This is a genomic window from Henriciella litoralis (assembly GCF_002088935.1).
In the GTDB taxonomy this organism is placed as follows: Bacteria; Pseudomonadota; Alphaproteobacteria; order Caulobacterales; family Hyphomonadaceae; genus Henriciella; species Henriciella litoralis.
Genome location: NZ_NCSS01000006.1, coordinates 2,847,485 through 2,864,489, shown reverse-complemented (window position 1 = coordinate 2,864,489; position 17,005 = coordinate 2,847,485). Strand labels below are relative to the sequence as shown.

Sequence of the window (17,005 nt, the reverse complement as noted above, 5' to 3'; positions counted from 1 at the left end):
TCACCCGATCAGGAGTTTTGGGGAGCGATGCGCACTTTCTCAACCGCCTCGAGCGCGCGCGTGAGCGTGGCAGTTTCTTCCTTGAGCGCCGCTTCGATCACCGACCGACCCGTATCAGTGTAGACGCGCTTCACCGCCTTCAGCAGATCCGGCGACAGGGCGAGCAGGTCCGACGCTACGGTCTCGACCATGGCCGCCGCTTTACCGGTTTCCGCCAGATGGGAAGCGAGCCCCATACGCTCCATATCTTCGCCTGTGACCTTTTCCCCGGACGTGAAGAGTCGCATGGCCTTGGGATGACCGATCCGCTCAGGCAAGAGCGTCGTGACGGCCCCGCTCATGAACAGGCCAAGACCGATTTCCGGGAAGAACCCGCCTGCCGTGCGTTCAACAATCGCGAGATCGGCATTGAGGACCCAGGACAGACCTCCACCAATCGCCCATCCCTGAACACAGACGAGGTAGATTTTGTCGCTGAACATCATTGACCGGCTAATGTCCTGCAACCGAGCGACGAGATAGGCCGGTTCGACCTCGATTTCCGCTCCGGAATTGAGTTCCGTCAAATCATCACCGGCACAGAAGGCTCGTCCCGTCCCGGACAGAAGGACGACCCTGACATCCGGCAGGCTGTTGACGTGGTCGAGCGTATCAGCAAGCCCTTCAAGCAGCTCATTGTTGATCGCATTCAGCACGTCAGGGCGGTTGAGTGTCACGCGGGCGAGCGGACCATCGATTTCGTGGAGCACGGCACTCATGACTGCACCTTGTCGCTATGGGTGAAGGCCTTCTCGGCATCGTTTTTCAGGGCGACCTTATCGACCTTGCCGATCGCGAGCAGCGGCAATGCCTGGCGTATCCTGAACCTTTTGGGAATCTTGTAATTGGCAAGTTGCCGTCCACAGGCCTCACGTAGGCGCTCTTGCGTCAGGGCGCCGCCCCGATCAGGCTGTACATAAGCCACGCCGGACTCACCGAACACCGGATGAGGCGCCGCAACGACCGCCGCGACGCTCACGCCCGGAATCGCCTCCAGGACCTGCTCGATCTCTCGCGGATAGACATTGTAGCCACCTGACTTGAACATGTCGGTCTTGCGCCCTGTGAGCCGCAAGAGGCCGTCTTCGCCCCACTTGCCGACATCTCCCGTATGAAGGAAGCCCTCCTCGTCGATTGTCCCTGCCGTCGCTTCGGGACGGTTGAGGTATCCCAGCATCAATCGGTCGCTGCGCACTTGTATCTCGCCGTCGCGATCCGCGCCCAGTACTTCTCCTGCCTCGTCGACAATCCGGATCTCACAATCAGGAGCAGCCTGGCCGACCGTTTCGGACAATTCGCGCGCACTGGCGTCAGGTCTCGTATAGCAGACATTGCTGGTCGCCTCTGTCATCCCGTAGGCATTAAGAAGACGCGGGGCGAGCGTCTGAAGACGTTCGACGAGGGGAACCGGTGCCACGCCGCCGCTCCAGAAGATGAGTTCGAGGGAGCTGAGATCATGTCGGCCAAAAGCTTCGCTTTCCAGCGATTGCTGGAGCTGGACAGGCACCTGCCCCCAGACGGTCAGCTTCCTGCTCTCAATCGCCTCAAGCGATCCCGCCGGATCGAACCGGTCCATGAAATGGATCAAGCCACCAGCGATCAAGGCGTGAGACGACACATCGCCGACACTCCCAATATGGTTGATCGGAAGATTGTTCAGTATCCGGACATTTTCGACGCCTGCCACGAGGTACTGCGTGAAAAAACTGCCGACCATGCCGCCTTGGGACAGCATCGCCCCCTTTGGCTTGCCGGTGCTGCCGGACGTGTACACGATCAGAGCTGGGCTCTCTGGCGTGACGGCATCGATGGCCTCGGACAGTGTGTCGCTGCTGGTCGCGCGGCCTTGCGCGAGGAAGCGGCCGAAGGCTTCAGCCTGGTCAATAATAACGAGGCTTTCCTGACCGATTCCCAGATCGGACAGGTCTGCGCAGAAATCGCGTTCGCCCATACCTTCAATACTGAAGACAAGTTTCGGATCAGAGTCGTCCAGAATATGAGCAAGTTCACGCTGGGTCGCGCGAGGGTTCAGACCGAGCCAGATCGCCCCAATCCTTGCCGTCGCCAGGAAGAGAATGAAGAACTCGGCCCGCGGCGGGGAAAGAGTTGCGACGACATCACCCGGTCTTATCCCACGAGCCAGTAGCGCGGCCGCGATCGCATCCACCTGTTCGGCAAAAGACGCATAGGTATATTCGCCGCCAGTCCCGGAGAGGGCCTCAGCATGCGGCGTCTGAGCTGCATAGTGGGCAGGGTAATCACTGATACGGCTCAGCCGCGGCGGGAGCTTAGGTGGAGGATTCATTACTTGGTTCACTTCCTTGGAATCGGGCAAAGCCGACAATCGTGCTGCCGACGAACAGTCCCACGAGGGAGTTCAACATCAGCGGCAGCACCATTTCCGGCGTGTTCAGCAGGGTAAGGGCGATAAAGATGCCAAGCCCTTCCTGCTTGATGGCGTGTTCGAGGGTCACAGCCCGGCGTTCGGGCGCGCGGGCGCGCGCCACAAAACCAATCACCGTCCCCAGTAGAACGGAAACCAGGTTGAGCAGGATGACAGGCACCGCAGTCACCTTCAGGGCGGCAAAGAACGTCTCGCGTTCCGAGACGATGATGGACACGAACACCGCCACGATCAGGACGCCGGCGAAATTCTTGACCGGGTCAGCAAAACGCTGCGCGAGACGAGGCCTGATCCGGCTGATACCCATGCCAATCACGACAGGTAAAATGGTCAGAAGCATAATGCGCAGCATCGTCTCGCCGACAGGCAGGACAATGGTGCGAGCCTCGCCCAGAAAACGCGACAGGGCGAACTCGACGATCACAGGCATGGTGAAGATCACGAAGAAGCTTGCCAGCGCTGTCAGGCTTACCGAGAGCGCAAGGTTTCCGCGCGCATAATAGGTGAGCAGGTTGGAAAATGTTCCGCCAGGGCAGGCGCCGACCAGAACGAGACCGACCGCCAGAACCGGTGGCATGCCAAACAGATATGCAATCACATAAGCTATTCCCGGCAACAGCAGAAGCAGGCTGATGAGGCCGCCCAGGACCGGCGCGGGCCGCGAGATAAACCGCACGAAGTCTTCTGTTTTAAGGGAAAGCCCCATGCCGAGCATGATCAGGGCAAGGGCCCCCGGAAGGATGAAGTCGGATATAATGGCCATCAGATTGGCGAAGCCTCCTCTCCGATAACGGCGCCGGACACGAGCTGGACCGCGGCATGAAACAGGATCAGCAAGCAAAACACCGGCACGACCATCATGACCAGAGCGAGATTGAGCCCCAGCGCCTCGGTATGACGCAGCGAGGCCCGCTGAAGCATACCTGCCGAATGAAAAAGAAGCGTGCCTGCAAACATGCTGACAAACAAGAAACGTGCAATTCGCGCTCCGCGCTTTTGCGCCATTGACGCGTTCTGCCCGACCTTGATCAGTGCAGGATCAACGCCCTGGTAGAAGGCGCAGCTCGCGGCGAGAAGCGCGCTCCAGACCATGCAGTAGCGGGCCGCTTCCTCTGTCCAGGCCGGGGCATCCTGAAAAATGTATCGGGCAACAACCTGCACGACGACCAGTCCGACCATCAGGCAAAGCAGAACGGAGGCCAGCACGAGCGCAGCAGTGTTCACCCATGCGCTTACACGTTGCAGACGGTGGCTAAAAACGGGGATGGTCTCACTCATTCCGCGACCTTTCCTGCAAGCGCTTCCGCCTTGCGGATCAGGCCAGCAGGCGCATATTCCGGATAGGCCGCACGGGCACGGGTCTTGAATTGCTCCCGATCTTCCGCGCCCGGCACGATCGCCTCGATGCCCATGCTGGCCAGCGATTCAAGATCATTCGACTGCCGCTCAACTGTCCACGCCCGGTTCGCCCGGTGCCCGGCCCGGAAGGCTTTTTCAAGCAGAGCACGTTCGTTCGATGTCAGGCGCTCAAGCCAGCGCGCAGAGGCCACGATTAGACGGTGCGCGGGGGCAATCCGGAGGTCGGTGAAGTATCGCAGATACGTGCCATGACCGAACAGAACCGGGGCGAGCGGCGGGTTCAGATACCCGTCTGCTATACCGGTTTGAAGAGCCTGGGCCGTTTCCTCCCAAGCGACTTGTACCCCTTCGGCCCCAAAGGCCCGGATCAGCACGAGGTCGCGGCGATCCATGGCGCGGAGGCGAAGGCGCCGCATATCTTCCAGGCTGTGGACCGGTTGGCGGGTCGTAAAAATTCCGCTCATTCCGCCCAGGAAGGCCGCATCGATCAGCACAAGGCCAGCGCGCCCCAATTCTTCGTTCACGTCCTGCAGGAACTCAGGATCAGATATGAGGCGGTCGAAATGGGCGAGGTCGTCAAAGAGAAAGGGGAGCTGCGCCGTCAAATAGATGTCACTGAAGGCCGTCACCTCGGAAATGCCAGCATCATTGAGGTGCAACAGACCGAGCCCCACCAGCTCACTCCGGTCTTCCTCGCGCCCAAGCGCCGCGTTCGTGCTGAGAAGAAAGTCCATTCCGTTCTGGCGCAGCAGGTTGAGGCAAGCCTCCATCCAGATCCATACGCCATTCGCATCAGGATTGGCGCCGCCGGCAAGGCAGGTGCGCAGGCGCCCAGCCGATTGTTCTCCAGAACAGGCCGCCAGAAAACTACCGCCCGCCCCCATCAGGAACATGCGTCGATCGATCCCTAGCATCATAATAGCCCCAGCGCCTGTGGCAGAGCCAAAGTCAGCTCCGGGACGTAAAGCAACAGCCCAAGCACCGCGAACTCGATCAGGATGAAGGGCAGCAGCGCCCGCATCAGCTGCCAGTAGGATTCGCGGGTGGCGGCTGACACGACAAGTACGACACCCCCGAGAGGCGGGGTGATCAGGCCAAGCGTGATGGTGAAGCACACCACAACACCCAGGTGCACCGGGTCGGCGCCTAGCGGATAAGCCGCAGGCACGAGAATGGGCGCCAGCAGAACCAAAGCGATCTGTGTGTCGAGCAGCATGCCGACGAGAATGAAGATCCCAGTCAATACGCCGAGATATTGAACAAGCCCGAAATTGCTGTCGATAAGCCAGGTCGAGATTGTCTCGGGCGCACCGATCACGCCGGCCAGATAGTTGAGGCTCGCTGCGGCGAACATGATCGCGAAAATAGCGCCCGTAAAAATAGCGGCGCTCTCTACCGAAGATCTCAACATGGACCAGCTAAGGGCCCGCGCCAGACCGATGACACCGAGAGAAACGACCACGGCGATTGCGGCGGCCTCTGTCGGCGTGACGATACCAAAGACAATTCCGCAAAGAATGACGACCGGCAGGGCCAAAGCCGGGCCGGCTTTCAGCAAGGTGCTGGCGACAGGCGGGCGGCTTCCCATGGCCGGGTGGTTATGAATGTGCGCAAAGATGCCGTTGGCGACCAGCAAGGCCACGCTCAGCAGCAAGCCCGGCACAATGGCCGCAGCAAACAGCGCGGCGATGTCCACATTCATGATCGCACCATAGAAGATCATGATGATGCTGGGCGGAATCAGCGGCCCGATGATCGAGGATGCGGCCGTGATCGCCCCAGCATAAACGCCGGAGTATCCCTCTTCCTTCATCGCCGGAACCAGGGTCGAGGACAGGGCAGCTGCATCCGCCATGGCAGAGCCGGAAACCCCGGCGAAGAAGACACTGCTGGCAACGTTAACATGCCCGAGACCGCCGCGCGCCGACCCGACAAAGAGCGAAGCAAGACTGATCAGCGACCGCGTGATGCCACCCCGGTTCATCAGCTCACCGACCAGGATAAAGAGCGGCATAGCCATCAATGCGAAGACGTCGAGCTGGGAGAAGGCCCTGCGCGGCAAAGCCTGCAGGAACTCCCCCATACCCATGGCGTAAAAGCTGATAATGCCTGCCGCCCCCATGATATAGGCCAGCCCGACTGCCAGACAGGACGTGGCAATTAAGGCAGCAAGGGCGGACAGGCGGTTCATCTTGATATCGACGGCCTAGAACTTGCCGCGAAGCTCGATACCAACCGTGCGAGGCGCACCGAGCGACTGGATCTGCTGGCCTGGAATGATAACGCCGGCGCTGCGGCCGACCGCATATGTTTCATCCGTGAGGTTCCGCCCCCAGAGTGTGACGCTCCAACTGTCGTCGGCTGCCGCCACACCGATTCGCGCATTCACCAGCGTGACGGCATCCTGCGTGTAGTCCGGCTCGTTTGACGCACTGAAGAAGACTTCGCTGCGATAATTGGCGTCACCGTGCAGGGTGAAATCGAGCGCCGATGTCAGCGGATGGCGATAGTTACCAGCCAGAGAGGCCGAATGCTCCGGTGCCTCCGGCAGTGTATTGCCGCTATAGTCCGCGCCGGCGGATGTGGCGTTCTCGAAATCGGAATATTCGCCGTTCAGATAGCCGTAGGACGCCGTCAGGACGAGGTCCTCGATCGGCATCCAGTTGCCCTCCAGCTCAATTCCCCAGCTCTCGGCTTCAGCGGCGTTCGACGTTGTGAAGGTCGGGACACCTCCGACATTGATAAGCTGGTTCACCTGAAGATCAGTGTAGTCGAGGAAAAAGACGGCTGCGGCACCATACAAAGTGCCGTTCGCGAAGGATGACTTTGCACCCAGCTCATAGCTGTTCACAAACTCAGGGCTGTACTCGGCCGAATCCGTTGGCGAGATCGAGAAGACATTGAAACCACCGGATTTGTAGCCCCGCGCATAGGAGGCATAGACCAGACCGTCCGCGCCGACATTCCAGTTCAGGCTAATCGATGGCGTCCACTCATTATCCTCTCGTGACTGTTTCGACTCTGGCAGAGTTGGAAGCAGCGCCCCATACGGATCGCCAATGGATGAATGGATGACTTCCTTTTCATCATGGGCGGCTCGCAAGGCTGCCGATATCCCCAGCGCTTCATTGAAATAGTAATTAGCCTGACCGAAAATCGCATAGGATGTCGTTTCCAGGTCCGCGAAGATGTCGATAGGCGTCTCGGCAGCATAGACACCGAGATCCGGACCGATAACCGCGTTCGAAATCGCCGAGAGCTCTTCCTTCAGGAAATAGGCGCCAACGATATAGTCAAACGTATCCCCCGGCGCGGAGGTATAACGCAATTCCTGGGAGAACTGATTCTGTTCTTCGGTAATGCCGGAGCGCAGCTGGTTCAAAACGGTAAAATCGTTATCGCTGGCATTGTACCATTGATAATCCCGGTAAGCGGTCAGCGAGGTCAGCTTGCCAGTTCCGATTGACCAGTCGGCCTGTAGCGAGGTTCCCCAGAGGTCGCGGTTCTGCACAGGGTCGAAATCATTGGAGATGCGAAAGTCTTCCGGATCGGCATCGGCCAGAGGTGAGCCAGAGAGCACGCCATTGTTGAGCACTTCCGACCCGCCAAGGTTCGTACGGTCTTCCGCGAAATCGCCGCGCCAGATCAGCTGCAGGCTGTCGACCGGGTCAACGACCACCGCAAACCGCATTGATGTACCGTCGAGATCATTGAGGTCCGACCCGGTGAAAGTGTTCTCGGTAAAGCCTTCGCGGCGCTGGGAGGACGCCGACACGCGGGCTTTTACCTTGTCGCTGATGACGAGGTCGGCCGCACCGAATAAAGTGAGCGCCTCATAATCGCCAAGGCTCAGAACACCTTCCACGCCGCTCTTGTCTCCGGGCAATTTCGAGATGAGATTGACGGCGCCCGCGATCGTGTTCTTGCCGTAAAGCGCGCCTTGCGGCCCCCGCACGACCTCGACCCGTTCGAGATCATAGAGATTGGTGTTTATGGTCGTCGGGCGGCTTTGATAGATGCCATCCACAAAGACACCCACGCCCTGATCGACACCCGGATTGTTCGGGTTCGAGGCAACCCCGCGGATGGTGATGGTCGTGGTCCGTAGTGAGTTGTTCGTATTGAGATAGACGTTCGGGAATGAGGTCGAGAGATCGTCGAGACGGGTCACCCCCGCCGCCTCCAGCGTTTCCGCCGATACGGCGCTCACTGCGGCTGGCACATCCAGAATGGATTGTTCGCGCTTCTGCGTCGTGACGGTGACGGTATCCAGTGTCTTTGCATCTTCGGCATGGGCGCTTGCGATAAGCGCGGCCGAGGCCACGGTTAGACCGCCATATTTCAATATGGCCCGCGTCTTTGATTTATTTCTGCTCACCTCAGTCATGACTGCTCCCATTTCAATAGCCCCAGGCATCAGCTGCGGCCCACCGTGGGGAATGCAGGCCTGCCACAGCTCTTTAATTAATTTTGAGGTCATGTTCAACTTTTTTATGACGACGGTGCGAAAAGGCGGGTTGCTGACAAGTTATCGGGCTTACAGCGCTTCCGGTGCTCGAATGATAATCGGCGGCAACGGATCGAAAGGCCAGAGCGGGCGGCGTATGCGCCGGAAAGGCAGACTTGGCAGATCCGGATTCATTTCCGCTGGAGAACCGACCTCCAGAATCTGATTGTCGAAATCCGCAAAGGCCGCACGGAAGTGCGCCGAGGATTTGATGACCAGAACCCTGAGCTTTCGCGGATCAACGCCGAGCACCGAAAACAGGGATGGCGACAGAGCCTGCCGGCGCTCGCCGCCGACAACGATCACGCCAAAGTTGGCCTCAAGCAGCGCCAGCGGACCCGACGACGGCCCGCCAACCGCGCCCTGTCCATCCTTGCCATCCCCATCCGACAATGCTGCTACACGGAAGGTCCCTTCCACAGGCGCACCAGAAAACGGGGACAGCTTACCGCCCAGCGAAAATGGGCCCTGCGCACCCAGACCAAGTTCTTGCGCCATCACGAGGGATTTAGGATCATTCAGAAGAGCAAGGCCAATTCCGCGCACATTTGCGTCAATCAGGGCCTGCAGCAAATGCGTTGCATCTCCACTCGCGCCCCCACCGGGATTGTCGGAAACGTCAGCAAGGATGAACCTCTTTTCCGGATTCTTTACTACGGTCTCAACAGCATCGGAGACGGGCATGGTCGAAATAACGGCCTGCTCGAAGATCGCACGGAATCGTTCGGCGCCCTCTTTTGCCACATCCCCTAAAAGTCTTTCATTGTCAGTATAGACAAGCATTTTTGCACCCGCATCAGGGCTGTCGCTCCACGGAAAGCTTTGGATAAGGGACACAGACACAATGCCCGGTCGGGATTCAGCCTCTTTCATCCAGCGGACGAACCCGGCCATGGGCTCACTGACGGTCGGAAACCCGCCAATCAATCCGAGCTCTGCAACACGGCAGACCGGCCGCTGCCCCGTCGCCACCATGTTTGCGCCCATGCCGTAAAGCTCGCCGGCCCGCTCCATGACATCGGTATGAGGATACTCCTTATAGGCATGGAGCAAATCGCTGGATGTGATCATCTTCTGGCTCAGAACAGCATGTGGATCGATGAGCACCCCTATGACGGTATCGTTGCCGACAATTGCTCGCACAGCCTCAATGAGATCGCCTTCGCAGTCTATCGTCTCCTCGGCGACCATCGCACCATGCAGGTCGAGCAACACCATATCGACCGGCAGCGCCCGCCTCAGATCTCGCAGCAGGGTCTCTTTCAGGTCCGCATAGACTGACTGCTCTACCGCACCCCCCGGCACCGCATAGGCAATGATGCCGCGCGCCAGATCATCCCCCCTCTCCTGGGCCATGGCCAGGAAGCCCGCATAGCCGGGGTGCAGCCCCGGATCGACGTGGACAGCATCTGCCCGCGTGACGTCACCATCCTGAAAGTCGCGGTCGCCTGTTGGTCGAGCCACGAACGTATTGGTCTCTGTCCGGATACCACCGATGAAAACGCGCATGCTCACTTCCCCAGACAGGCCGACATAAAATTATTGATATTGAATTCAATTTCATTTATTTCCTCTCAAGACATTGCTCAACCCCCTTTTTAGGGCAGGGTGCGTTTGTTGAGCCGGCCGTCCCGCAACCGGTTCGAACGCACGCAACCAACAAGGAACGACCATGCGACCAGGCTTTTCACTCACCAGACTGACCCTGACGAGCATTCTTGGAGCGCTCGCCCTCGCCGGAACGGCGGCCTGCCAAAGCAGCGCCGAGCGCGCACGCGACATTGGCATCACTTTCGATGGCACACCGGGCAGCCTGAATGCGATAACCGACGTGGCCGGCGTCGAAGTCGGCCACGTCACCTTGAATGAAGGCAACGCCCGTACGGGCGCAACGGTCGTCTTCCCACTTGGCAAGGACGCAACCGAAGGGGTGGCCGCTGGGTACTTTGCCTTCAATGGCACTGGCGAACTCACAGGAACCCACTTCATTGAAGAATTCGGCGCCTTCTTCGGACCCGTCACCCTGACAGGAACGCTGGGCGTCGGCGCCGCCCGGGACGGCGTCCTGCAATGGACAAAAGAGCACTTCGCCGGAAATGATGACGTGAAGTTTTCGCGTGTCCTGCCCGTCGTTGGCGAAACATATGATGGTGGGCTCAACGACGCCTGGTCGTTTCCCCTGACACCAGCCGATGTCATCAAGGCACTCAATGATGCCCGTACCGGCCCTGTCGAGGAAGGGTCTGTGGGAGGCGGCACCGGCATGGTCGCATATTACTTCAAGGGCGGCATCGGCACCGCTTCAAGGGTCGCGAGCTATGGTCCCGGTATGGAATTTACAGTCGGCGTCCTCGTTCAGGCCAATCACGGCGCCCGCGACCAGCTAGTGATCGACGGCGTGGACATCGGCAAGATGATCACCGACCTCCAGCCACAGCGTGCCCCCAAGGCAGACACCGAACGTGACGGCTCGATCATCATCCTGATCGCAACCGATGCTCCTCTTCTCCCCAGCCAGCTTAAGCGACTGGCGCGTCGGGCCGCCATCGGCATGGGGCGCACTGGCGGACAGGGCGACAGCCTGTCGGGCGACATTTTCCTGGCCTTCTCTACAAGCAACAAGGTCACGCTCGGTGGCGACGGGCCCCTCACATATACCAGCATTCCGAACGAAGCCCTCGATCCAATGTTCACAGCGGTCGTCGACGCCACGGAAGAGGCGATCATCAATGCTCTGGTTGCCGCCGAGGACATGCAAGGGGGCCGCGGCGGGCACGTCTACGAACTGCCGGAAGAGCGCGTGCGCGCCCTACTGCAATCCAACGCAAACTAAACACTTCACCGGAGACCGCTTTCATGCTTGTCCGCACTATCAAGACCGCCGCGCTCGCGCTCAGCCTCGTCGGCTGCGCTGTCGCTCAACCCGTCACGCCACCGACCGATGCGATCGCAGACCTTGTCAGCCAGAGCCAGGAAGCAGCCCCCTATCCGGCGCTCGCCGTATCCGTTCGAAAAGGCGACCAGATCCTGTATGAGGGCGCGGTCGGCACGGCCGATTTAGAACAGGATGTGGCGGCGACTCCGGACACGGTTTTTGCGATCGGATCGATTACGAAGTCATTCACGGCCATCGCCGTCGCCACACTCGTCGCGGAAGGCAAGATCGACCTCAACGCCCCTATCAGCACGTACATCCCGGACTATGACGGCCCTGCAGGCGACGCGCCCGTCTGGACGCTGATGAATCACACTGCAGGTATCCTGAACTACAATGCGCAGCCCGAATTTCCGCAAGGGACGCGAAAGGCATTCACGCAACGGGAAATACGCGACATGTTTGAAGCAGCGCCGCTTATGTTCGAGCCGGGAACAAATTTCAGCTATTCTAATTCCGGTATCTTCCTGCTCGGCGTGATCGTGGAAAACGTCACTGGCAAGCCGTACGATACTTATCTCGAAGAAACCATATTTGCGCCGCTCGGCCTCGACCGGACATATTACAACCGTCCGCAAACGATCATTCCGCACCGTGCCGGTGGTTATGTTCTCAGCGAAGACGGGTACCAGAACGCGCCGATTCTCGATCCCAGCGTACCCTTCTCAGCCGGCGCCCTGGCCTCTACCGTTCAGGACCTGCAAGCCTATCTAGACGCGGTGCACCGGCAAAACCTGCTGGGCGATGATGTCCGAAACACGCTTTATGAATTGCGCGAATTTCCCGATGGCGAGGCCAACCCCTACGCCCTTGGCGCCCTGATCATCCGCAACTGGGAAGGCCATCGCAAGATTGCCCATGCCGGCGACATCGATGGCTTCTCGGGCTATATGGCTTTCTATCCCGATGACGATGTCTCGATCATCGTGCTAGCGAATTCACGCAACGTATCGCCTTCGCCCGTTGGCCTGGAACAGAAGATCGCCCGTCTGGTCTTCGACGCGCCGCGGGGCGAGCCGTCCAGCGAACCCCTGACACAGTCGCAAAGAGCCATGCTTGCCGGAGACTACGATATCGGCCGCATGCGGATCGGCATCGACCGGATTGGCATCCTCGATCAGGAGGACGGGCTGGCAATGAAGCTTGGCGGAACCGCCTCGGATGATCCGGCAATCCCACTTGTCCGCCTCGACGGTCTGCATTTTTACGCCGCCCATGACGACGAGATGACCTTCACCTTTATTCCCGGTGAAGACGACACACCAACCCGCGTCATGGTCGACTATGTCGGCGGCTTGTTTTCTTTCTACAAAACAAACTGAGGGCTCCTCATCATGACCAATATCGAACAGGCCCGCGAGGACTATGATCGCGATGGTGTTTGCATCCTGCGTGGGATCTTCGACCGGCCATGGCTGGATCTGGTCGAGCGTGCCATCGATGAAGCGCTCAGGCATCCCGGACCAGACGCCGAGCGCTATGGCCCGGCCGGCGCTGAACGCTTCTTCGGTGACCTCGACATGTGGACCCGCCAGGAGAGCTTTCGCGACTTCATCCTGAAGTCCCCTGCCGGCAAGCTGGCAGGCCTCATCATGGGCTCATCGACGTCGACCTTTTTCTACGACCAGATGCTGGTCAAGGAACCAGGGACCCAGCAACGCACGCCCTGGCACCAGGATCAGCCTTACTGGGCTGTCAGCGGTCGCCAGGTCTGCTCAATCTGGCTTCCCGTGGATTCTGTCCCGAAAGACGTGGCCCTCGAATTCGTTGCCGGTAGCCACAATTGGGGACAAGCCTACAATCCGGCTCACTTTGCAGACGGCAGTCCCTATGATGGCACCGGCCTTCCGGAACTGCCAGATATCGAAGCCGCGCGGGATAATTACGATATCCTCAGTTGGGATGTCGAACCGGGCGACTGCCTCATCTTTCAGGCGATGCTCGTACATGGCGCACCCGCCAACCCGAAGGCCGGGCGCAGGCGGGTTTTGTCGACAAGATGGCTGGGCGACGATGCTCGATACACAGTGCCCAAAGGTGAAGTCGCGATCCCGACGACGAAGCCGGACCTTGCCGATGGGGCCCCCTATTCCGGAGCGCTCTACCCCACCGTCTGGCGGGCAGGCGCGGCTTAGGTCATGGGCTTTTCATTGCTTAGCTGAGCGATCTTGGACGCCGCGCCGCGCAGGCCCTTCGGAATCTCGCTGCCGGGATAAAGTGTCCTGAACCAGAGAACGCTCAGCGCATCGGCCAGCGCCTTGTCTGTCGGCACGATCTTGTCGGTCAGTCGGATGAGATTCTGATCAGGATAGATGACCAGCCTGCGGACGATCTCATCCATCATGGAGCCGAGAGCGTAGGCCACCAAGAGCATCGAATCCTCATCCACCGCACCTTCGGGATAGTGGCGGATCACACTGCGGGACACGCGAGTATACCAGTTCAAGTTCACATCCTGCACAAGCGCGGAATAGTCCGGATGCTCATCGACCACCTGTAGCATGCATCGCATAAGGCCCGCATTCGCCCGGGACAGACGGATGAAACGGCAATTGGTTTCACGGATCGTATCAAACGCTGAACGGCTGGTATTGCCGACGGTGGCACCGGGCGGGATGAACTCGACGAATTCGGAAAGCACCGCCAGAGCAGCTTCGCTCTTGTCCTTGAAGTAGACATAGAACGAGCCATCCGCGACACCCGCTTCCTGCGTAATGTCCAGCACCCGCATCGCATGATAACCTAGACGCTCCAGCATCCTTGCCGTTGCGAGCTTGATACGTTCGCGGGTTCGCTCACCTTTTCGCTTCGGTGGATTTTCCTCGAGTCGAAGGGCTAGCGCATCAACAAAGCTGGACGGCTCGACGCGGGACGCAGTGTCAGGAACTGAAGCGACATTCATAAACTTCGTATAGCCGCATCCGCCCCTTATCGACAACCGAATTCCACCGGAGCGGCTTCAATCCTTGTGTAGGACTCCAGCCGCCAGAAAGCCTCCATCGACCGCAAGGACATGACCGTTGACGTAGGCCGCTTCAGGCGTAGTCAGGAATATTGCGGCCGCGGCCACCTCATCCGGGGTGCCATAGCGGTCCGCCGGAATTGCCCGCCGATAAACCTGGCGGGTTGTCTCGCTATGCATTTGTGCGACGAGGTCGGTCTCAATAGCGCCCGGCGCCAGGGCATTGACGGTCACACCGGATGTCGCAAGCTCCACGGCGAGCACACGGGTCAGCATTATGACGCCGCCCTTGGCCGCGCCATAGGCCGCACGCCCGGTGCCGCCAGCGACACCCGCCGTGGAAGCTATGTTGACGATGCGGCCATAGCCTTGCGCCTGCATGACGCGGCCGGCGGCGCGGCAACAATAAAAAGCCCCGGACAGGTCAACATCGAGCATTCGCGACCATTCTTCATCCGTGGTTTCCAAAAATAGCCGCTCCAGCCCAATGCCCGCAGAGTGAACCAGGATATCCAGGCGTCCATTGCCTTCTGACACGGCAGTTTCGACCGCTCTGTCGCAAGCGGCACTGTTAGCCACATTCACCTCGACACAGGTGACCTCGGCGCCCATCTCAGCAAGGGTGGCCTGCGCCGCTTCAAGCTGGCGGACGTCGAGATCTGCAAGAACCAGGCGCACACCTCTTTTCGCCAGACCTTGCGCGATCGCAAAACCGATCCCTCTTGCACCGCCTGTGATCAGGGCTGTCTGCCCCGTCATGCCATCTTTCATGCCTTACCCCCAGAAGCTCTCGGGCGCTGGCAAGGCCACGCCGCTTTTATACTCAACGCCATTCGACAGGTCCGTCGACAAAAGGAGCGGACCGTCCAGATCGGCAAAGTCACAAAGGCTCGCCAGAGCCAGACCGGGCGCCATGGAGAGCGAGCTTCCTGCCATGCAACCCACAAGTGTTTTCAGACCATGCTTGCGCGCCGTCCTGAGAAGGGCGAGCCCGCCTGTCAGCCCGCCCGCTTTGTCGAGCTTGATGTTTACAGCGTCATACAGGCCGACAAGGCCCGGCACATCTTCCGCCGTGAAACAGCTTTCGTCTGCGCACAGCGGGACGGGTGACCGATACTCCGCAAGCGCGCTATCGCCTCCGGCAGGCAATGGCTGCTCAAGCAGGACAAGCCCGGCCTCTGCAAGCAGAGACGCAACCTCGACAAGCCGTGCCAGATCGAGATCTTGATTGGCATCGGCGAGCAACATGGCGTCCGGACGTACCGCCCGAACGGCCTGAACCTGCTCAACAATTCGAGCCGCATCGACCTTGAGCTTCAGGCGTGGCCCGGCAATCTCCGCCGCGGCATCCGCCATGACCTCGGGGCTATCGAGGCTGATGGTCTGGAACGTTTCAACTGGTCCGCCCGGCGCTCCAATCTGATCGAGAATCCGAACACCATCACGCTTGCACCGAAGATCCCAGATTGCACAATCGAGCGCATTCCGGGCCGCGAAGGATCGCAATCCGGCGCAGGCTGCTACAGCCTCCTCCATGGTCGCGAAACCACCCTTATAGGCCCGCAGTTCCTGAATACCTTTTTCGGGACTGTCGCCGCGAAAGAAAACGCCAATGCCCTCACCGCGGCCTCGATGGTCTTCTTGCCTCAGCTCGACCGTAAGGACATTAATTGAATTGAGCTCAGCAAAGGCAAAACGCAAAGGGGTCCTGAGCGGCCAGGACGCTTCAGTCACCGAAATCTCGATCGTCTCGCTCATGGCTTGGGCGGGATTGATAACAGGCGGTCAACCAGCGGACCTGCCCCCATTCGAATAGGATCGGTGACCGGCAGATGGAGTTCAGCCGACAACGTCTTGCAAAGCGCCAGCGCTTCGCCTTCAGCCAATGACTTCGTATTGAGGCTGATGCCCGCGCACCGCACATCCGGACTGGTCAGACGCGCGGCCTCAAGATGGCGGGCAATTGCCAGATCAAGGGGCGGTGTTGGGAAGTCCTCGAAATAGCCGAGCCTTTCGCGTCCGGCTTCATGACAAAGGATGATGGCTTCAGGCTGGCTGCCATGCAGAAGGCCAAGAGAGACACCCGCATAGGCCGGATGAAAGATCGAGCCCTGCCCCTCAATCACGTCCCAATGCGCGGGATCGTTCGCCGGGGCGAGACGCTCAGCAGCACCGGATATGAAGTCGCTGACGACACTATCAATGGCAAACCCTTTGCCCGAGATCAGCACCCCCGTTTGCCCTGTGGCACAGAAATCGGCCGCCTCGCCGCGCGCCCGCAGTTCGCGCCAGACAGCCAGCGCCGTGAACTTCTTTCCGACGGCGCAATCTGTCCCGACGGTCAACACACGGCGACCGCTACGCGGCTTGCCCGTACCGACCGATAGATCGGCCGGCGGGTCACGCAGATCCACAAGACGCCGCCCCAGCTTGCTCGCCCGCTCGGCCAGTTCAGCGTCATCATGCAGGCGCTCATGCATGCCGGCAACGATATCCAGACCGGCTTCAAGCGCCTCGTGAAGCACCGCCCGCCAGGCTGGCGGAATCGCACCGCCGATTCCTGCGACACCTATAACCAACGACTTGGCGCCCTTCGCAACAGCCTCCTCAGGAGACAGATCCTGTAGGCCGAGATGGATTGCTTGCCTGGAAAGTCGGTATTGACCGATGCATCGCTCCGGCGCCCACTGGGCAATTCCAACCCCGGTCTTTGCGAGCAGCAAGCGATGCTCGTCGCCGAGGAAGACGAGATAGGGCGGGACGGGGCCGGTCATTGTCAGGTCTTCATCCTTCATGCTG

Annotated in this window: 15 protein-coding genes; 3 read left to right on the top strand and 12 right to left on the bottom strand. The window is 59.7% G+C overall.

Features of this window, described 5'->3' with window-relative positions; all coding sequences use genetic code 11:
- Nucleotides 1-8 precede the first annotated feature (8 nt).
- The 8 genes from B8783_RS17520 to B8783_RS17485 form a co-directional block, all read right to left on the bottom strand.
- The gene (locus tag B8783_RS17520; RefSeq protein ID WP_084421600.1) at nt 9-758 is read right to left on the bottom strand and encodes an enoyl-CoA hydratase/isomerase family protein; all 750 of its coding nucleotides are present in this window, start codon (nt 756-758) and stop codon (nt 9-11) included.
- A complete protein-coding gene (locus B8783_RS17515; protein ID WP_084421598.1) occupies nt 755-2,344 on the bottom strand; it encodes a class I adenylate-forming enzyme family protein in 1,590 nt (529 codons plus the stop codon). Before B8783_RS17515 ends, B8783_RS17520 begins: the two co-directional genes overlap by 4 nt.
- Complete coding sequence (locus tag B8783_RS17510) at nt 2,328-3,206, bottom strand: bile acid:sodium symporter family protein (RefSeq protein ID WP_084421596.1); 879 nt, start codon at nt 3,204-3,206, stop codon at nt 2,328-2,330. Before B8783_RS17510 ends, B8783_RS17515 begins: the two co-directional genes overlap by 17 nt.
- Complete coding sequence (locus tag B8783_RS17505) at nt 3,206-3,721, bottom strand: TRAP transporter small permease (protein ID WP_084421594.1); 516 nt, start codon at nt 3,719-3,721, stop codon at nt 3,206-3,208. The genes B8783_RS17510 and B8783_RS17505 overlap by 1 nt, the downstream gene beginning before the upstream one ends.
- Nucleotides 3,718-4,719 carry a TRAP transporter substrate-binding protein gene (locus B8783_RS17500; RefSeq protein ID WP_084421592.1) on the bottom strand — a complete coding sequence of 334 codons (1,002 nt, stop codon included), beginning with the start codon at nt 4,717-4,719 and terminating at the stop codon, nt 3,718-3,720. The genes B8783_RS17505 and B8783_RS17500 overlap by 4 nt, the downstream gene beginning before the upstream one ends.
- The gene (locus tag B8783_RS17495; protein WP_084421591.1) at nt 4,716-5,993 is read right to left on the bottom strand and encodes a TRAP transporter large permease; all 1,278 of its coding nucleotides are present in this window, start codon (nt 5,991-5,993) and stop codon (nt 4,716-4,718) included. Before B8783_RS17495 ends, B8783_RS17500 begins: the two co-directional genes overlap by 4 nt.
- 15 nt (nt 5,994-6,008) lie before the next feature.
- On the bottom strand, nt 6,009-8,189 hold the full coding sequence (locus B8783_RS17490) for a TonB-dependent receptor (protein WP_169711845.1): 2,181 nt from the start codon (nt 8,187-8,189) through the stop codon (nt 6,009-6,011).
- Nucleotides 8,190-8,339: 150 nt separating this feature from the next.
- Entirely contained in the window at nt 8,340-9,818 is a 1,479-nt protein-coding gene (locus tag B8783_RS17485) for a M81 family metallopeptidase (protein ID WP_084421587.1), read from the bottom strand.
- A gap of 163 nt (nt 9,819-9,981) precedes the next feature.
- Between B8783_RS17485 and B8783_RS17480 the strand changes: the two genes are divergently transcribed.
- From B8783_RS17480 to B8783_RS17470, 3 genes are read left to right on the top strand one after another with little or no spacing between them, the layout of a single operon-like run.
- Nucleotides 9,982-11,142, top strand: a complete 1,161-nt coding sequence (locus tag B8783_RS17480) for a DmpA family aminopeptidase (protein WP_084421585.1) — start codon at nt 9,982-9,984, stop codon at nt 11,140-11,142.
- Nucleotides 11,143-11,165: 23 nt separating this feature from the next.
- A complete protein-coding gene (locus B8783_RS17475; protein ID WP_084421583.1) occupies nt 11,166-12,566 on the top strand; it encodes a serine hydrolase domain-containing protein in 1,401 nt (466 codons plus the stop codon).
- 12 nt (nt 12,567-12,578) lie between these two features.
- A complete protein-coding gene (locus tag B8783_RS17470; RefSeq protein WP_084421581.1) occupies nt 12,579-13,379 on the top strand; it encodes a phytanoyl-CoA dioxygenase family protein in 801 nt (266 codons plus the stop codon).
- On the opposite strand, the gene B8783_RS17465 is transcribed toward B8783_RS17470, so the two are convergent.
- From B8783_RS17465 to B8783_RS17450, 4 genes are read right to left on the bottom strand one after another with little or no spacing between them, the layout of a single operon-like run.
- Nucleotides 13,376-14,146, bottom strand: a complete 771-nt coding sequence (locus B8783_RS17465; protein WP_084421579.1) for a TetR/AcrR family transcriptional regulator — start codon at nt 14,144-14,146, stop codon at nt 13,376-13,378. The two genes, B8783_RS17470 and B8783_RS17465, sit on opposite strands and share 4 nt — an antisense overlap.
- Nucleotides 14,147-14,203: 57 nt before the next feature.
- Complete coding sequence (locus B8783_RS17460) at nt 14,204-14,977, bottom strand: SDR family NAD(P)-dependent oxidoreductase (protein ID WP_084421577.1); 774 nt, start codon at nt 14,975-14,977, stop codon at nt 14,204-14,206.
- A gap of 3 nt (nt 14,978-14,980) precedes the next feature.
- The gene (locus B8783_RS17455) at nt 14,981-15,964 is read right to left on the bottom strand and encodes a dipeptide epimerase (protein ID WP_084421575.1); all 984 of its coding nucleotides are present in this window, start codon (nt 15,962-15,964) and stop codon (nt 14,981-14,983) included.
- A complete protein-coding gene (locus tag B8783_RS17450) occupies nt 15,961-17,001 on the bottom strand; it encodes a DUF1611 domain-containing protein (RefSeq protein WP_233355854.1) in 1,041 nt (346 codons plus the stop codon). The genes B8783_RS17455 and B8783_RS17450 overlap by 4 nt, the downstream gene beginning before the upstream one ends.
- Nucleotides 17,002-17,005: the final 4 nt, after the last annotated feature.

Coding starts and splice junctions, on each gene's coding strand:
- B8783_RS17505 (WP_084421594.1), bottom strand. CDS start 3,721: ATGAGTGAGACCATCCCCGTTTTTAGCCACCGTCTGCAACGTGTAAGC.
- B8783_RS17510 (WP_084421596.1), bottom strand. CDS start 3,206: ATGGCCATTATATCCGACTTCATCCTTCCGGGGGCCCTTGCCCTGATC.
- B8783_RS17455 (WP_084421575.1), bottom strand. CDS start 15,964: ATGAGCGAGACGATCGAGATTTCGGTGACTGAAGCGTCCTGGCCGCTC.
- B8783_RS17450 (WP_233355854.1), bottom strand. CDS start 17,001: ATGAAGGATGAAGACCTGACAATGACCGGCCCCGTCCCGCCCTATCTC.
- B8783_RS17465 (WP_084421579.1), bottom strand. CDS start 14,146: ATGAATGTCGCTTCAGTTCCTGACACTGCGTCCCGCGTCGAGCCGTCC.
- B8783_RS17460 (WP_084421577.1), bottom strand. CDS start 14,977: ATGAAAGATGGCATGACGGGGCAGACAGCCCTGATCACAGGCGGTGCA.
- B8783_RS17495 (WP_084421591.1), bottom strand. CDS start 5,993: ATGAACCGCCTGTCCGCCCTTGCTGCCTTAATTGCCACGTCCTGTCTG.
- B8783_RS17520 (WP_084421600.1), bottom strand. CDS start 758: ATGAGTGCCGTGCTCCACGAAATCGATGGTCCGCTCGCCCGCGTGACA.
- B8783_RS17485 (WP_084421587.1), bottom strand. CDS start 9,818: ATGCGCGTTTTCATCGGTGGTATCCGGACAGAGACCAATACGTTCGTG.
- B8783_RS17490 (WP_169711845.1), bottom strand. CDS start 8,189: ATGACTGAGGTGAGCAGAAATAAATCAAAGACGCGGGCCATATTGAAA.
- B8783_RS17475 (WP_084421583.1), top strand. CDS start 11,166: ATGCTTGTCCGCACTATCAAGACCGCCGCGCTCGCGCTCAGCCTCGTC.
- B8783_RS17480 (WP_084421585.1), top strand. CDS start 9,982: ATGCGACCAGGCTTTTCACTCACCAGACTGACCCTGACGAGCATTCTT.
- B8783_RS17500 (WP_084421592.1), bottom strand. CDS start 4,719: ATGATGCTAGGGATCGATCGACGCATGTTCCTGATGGGGGCGGGCGGT.
- B8783_RS17470 (WP_084421581.1), top strand. CDS start 12,579: ATGACCAATATCGAACAGGCCCGCGAGGACTATGATCGCGATGGTGTT.
- B8783_RS17515 (WP_084421598.1), bottom strand. CDS start 2,344: ATGAATCCTCCACCTAAGCTCCCGCCGCGGCTGAGCCGTATCAGTGAT.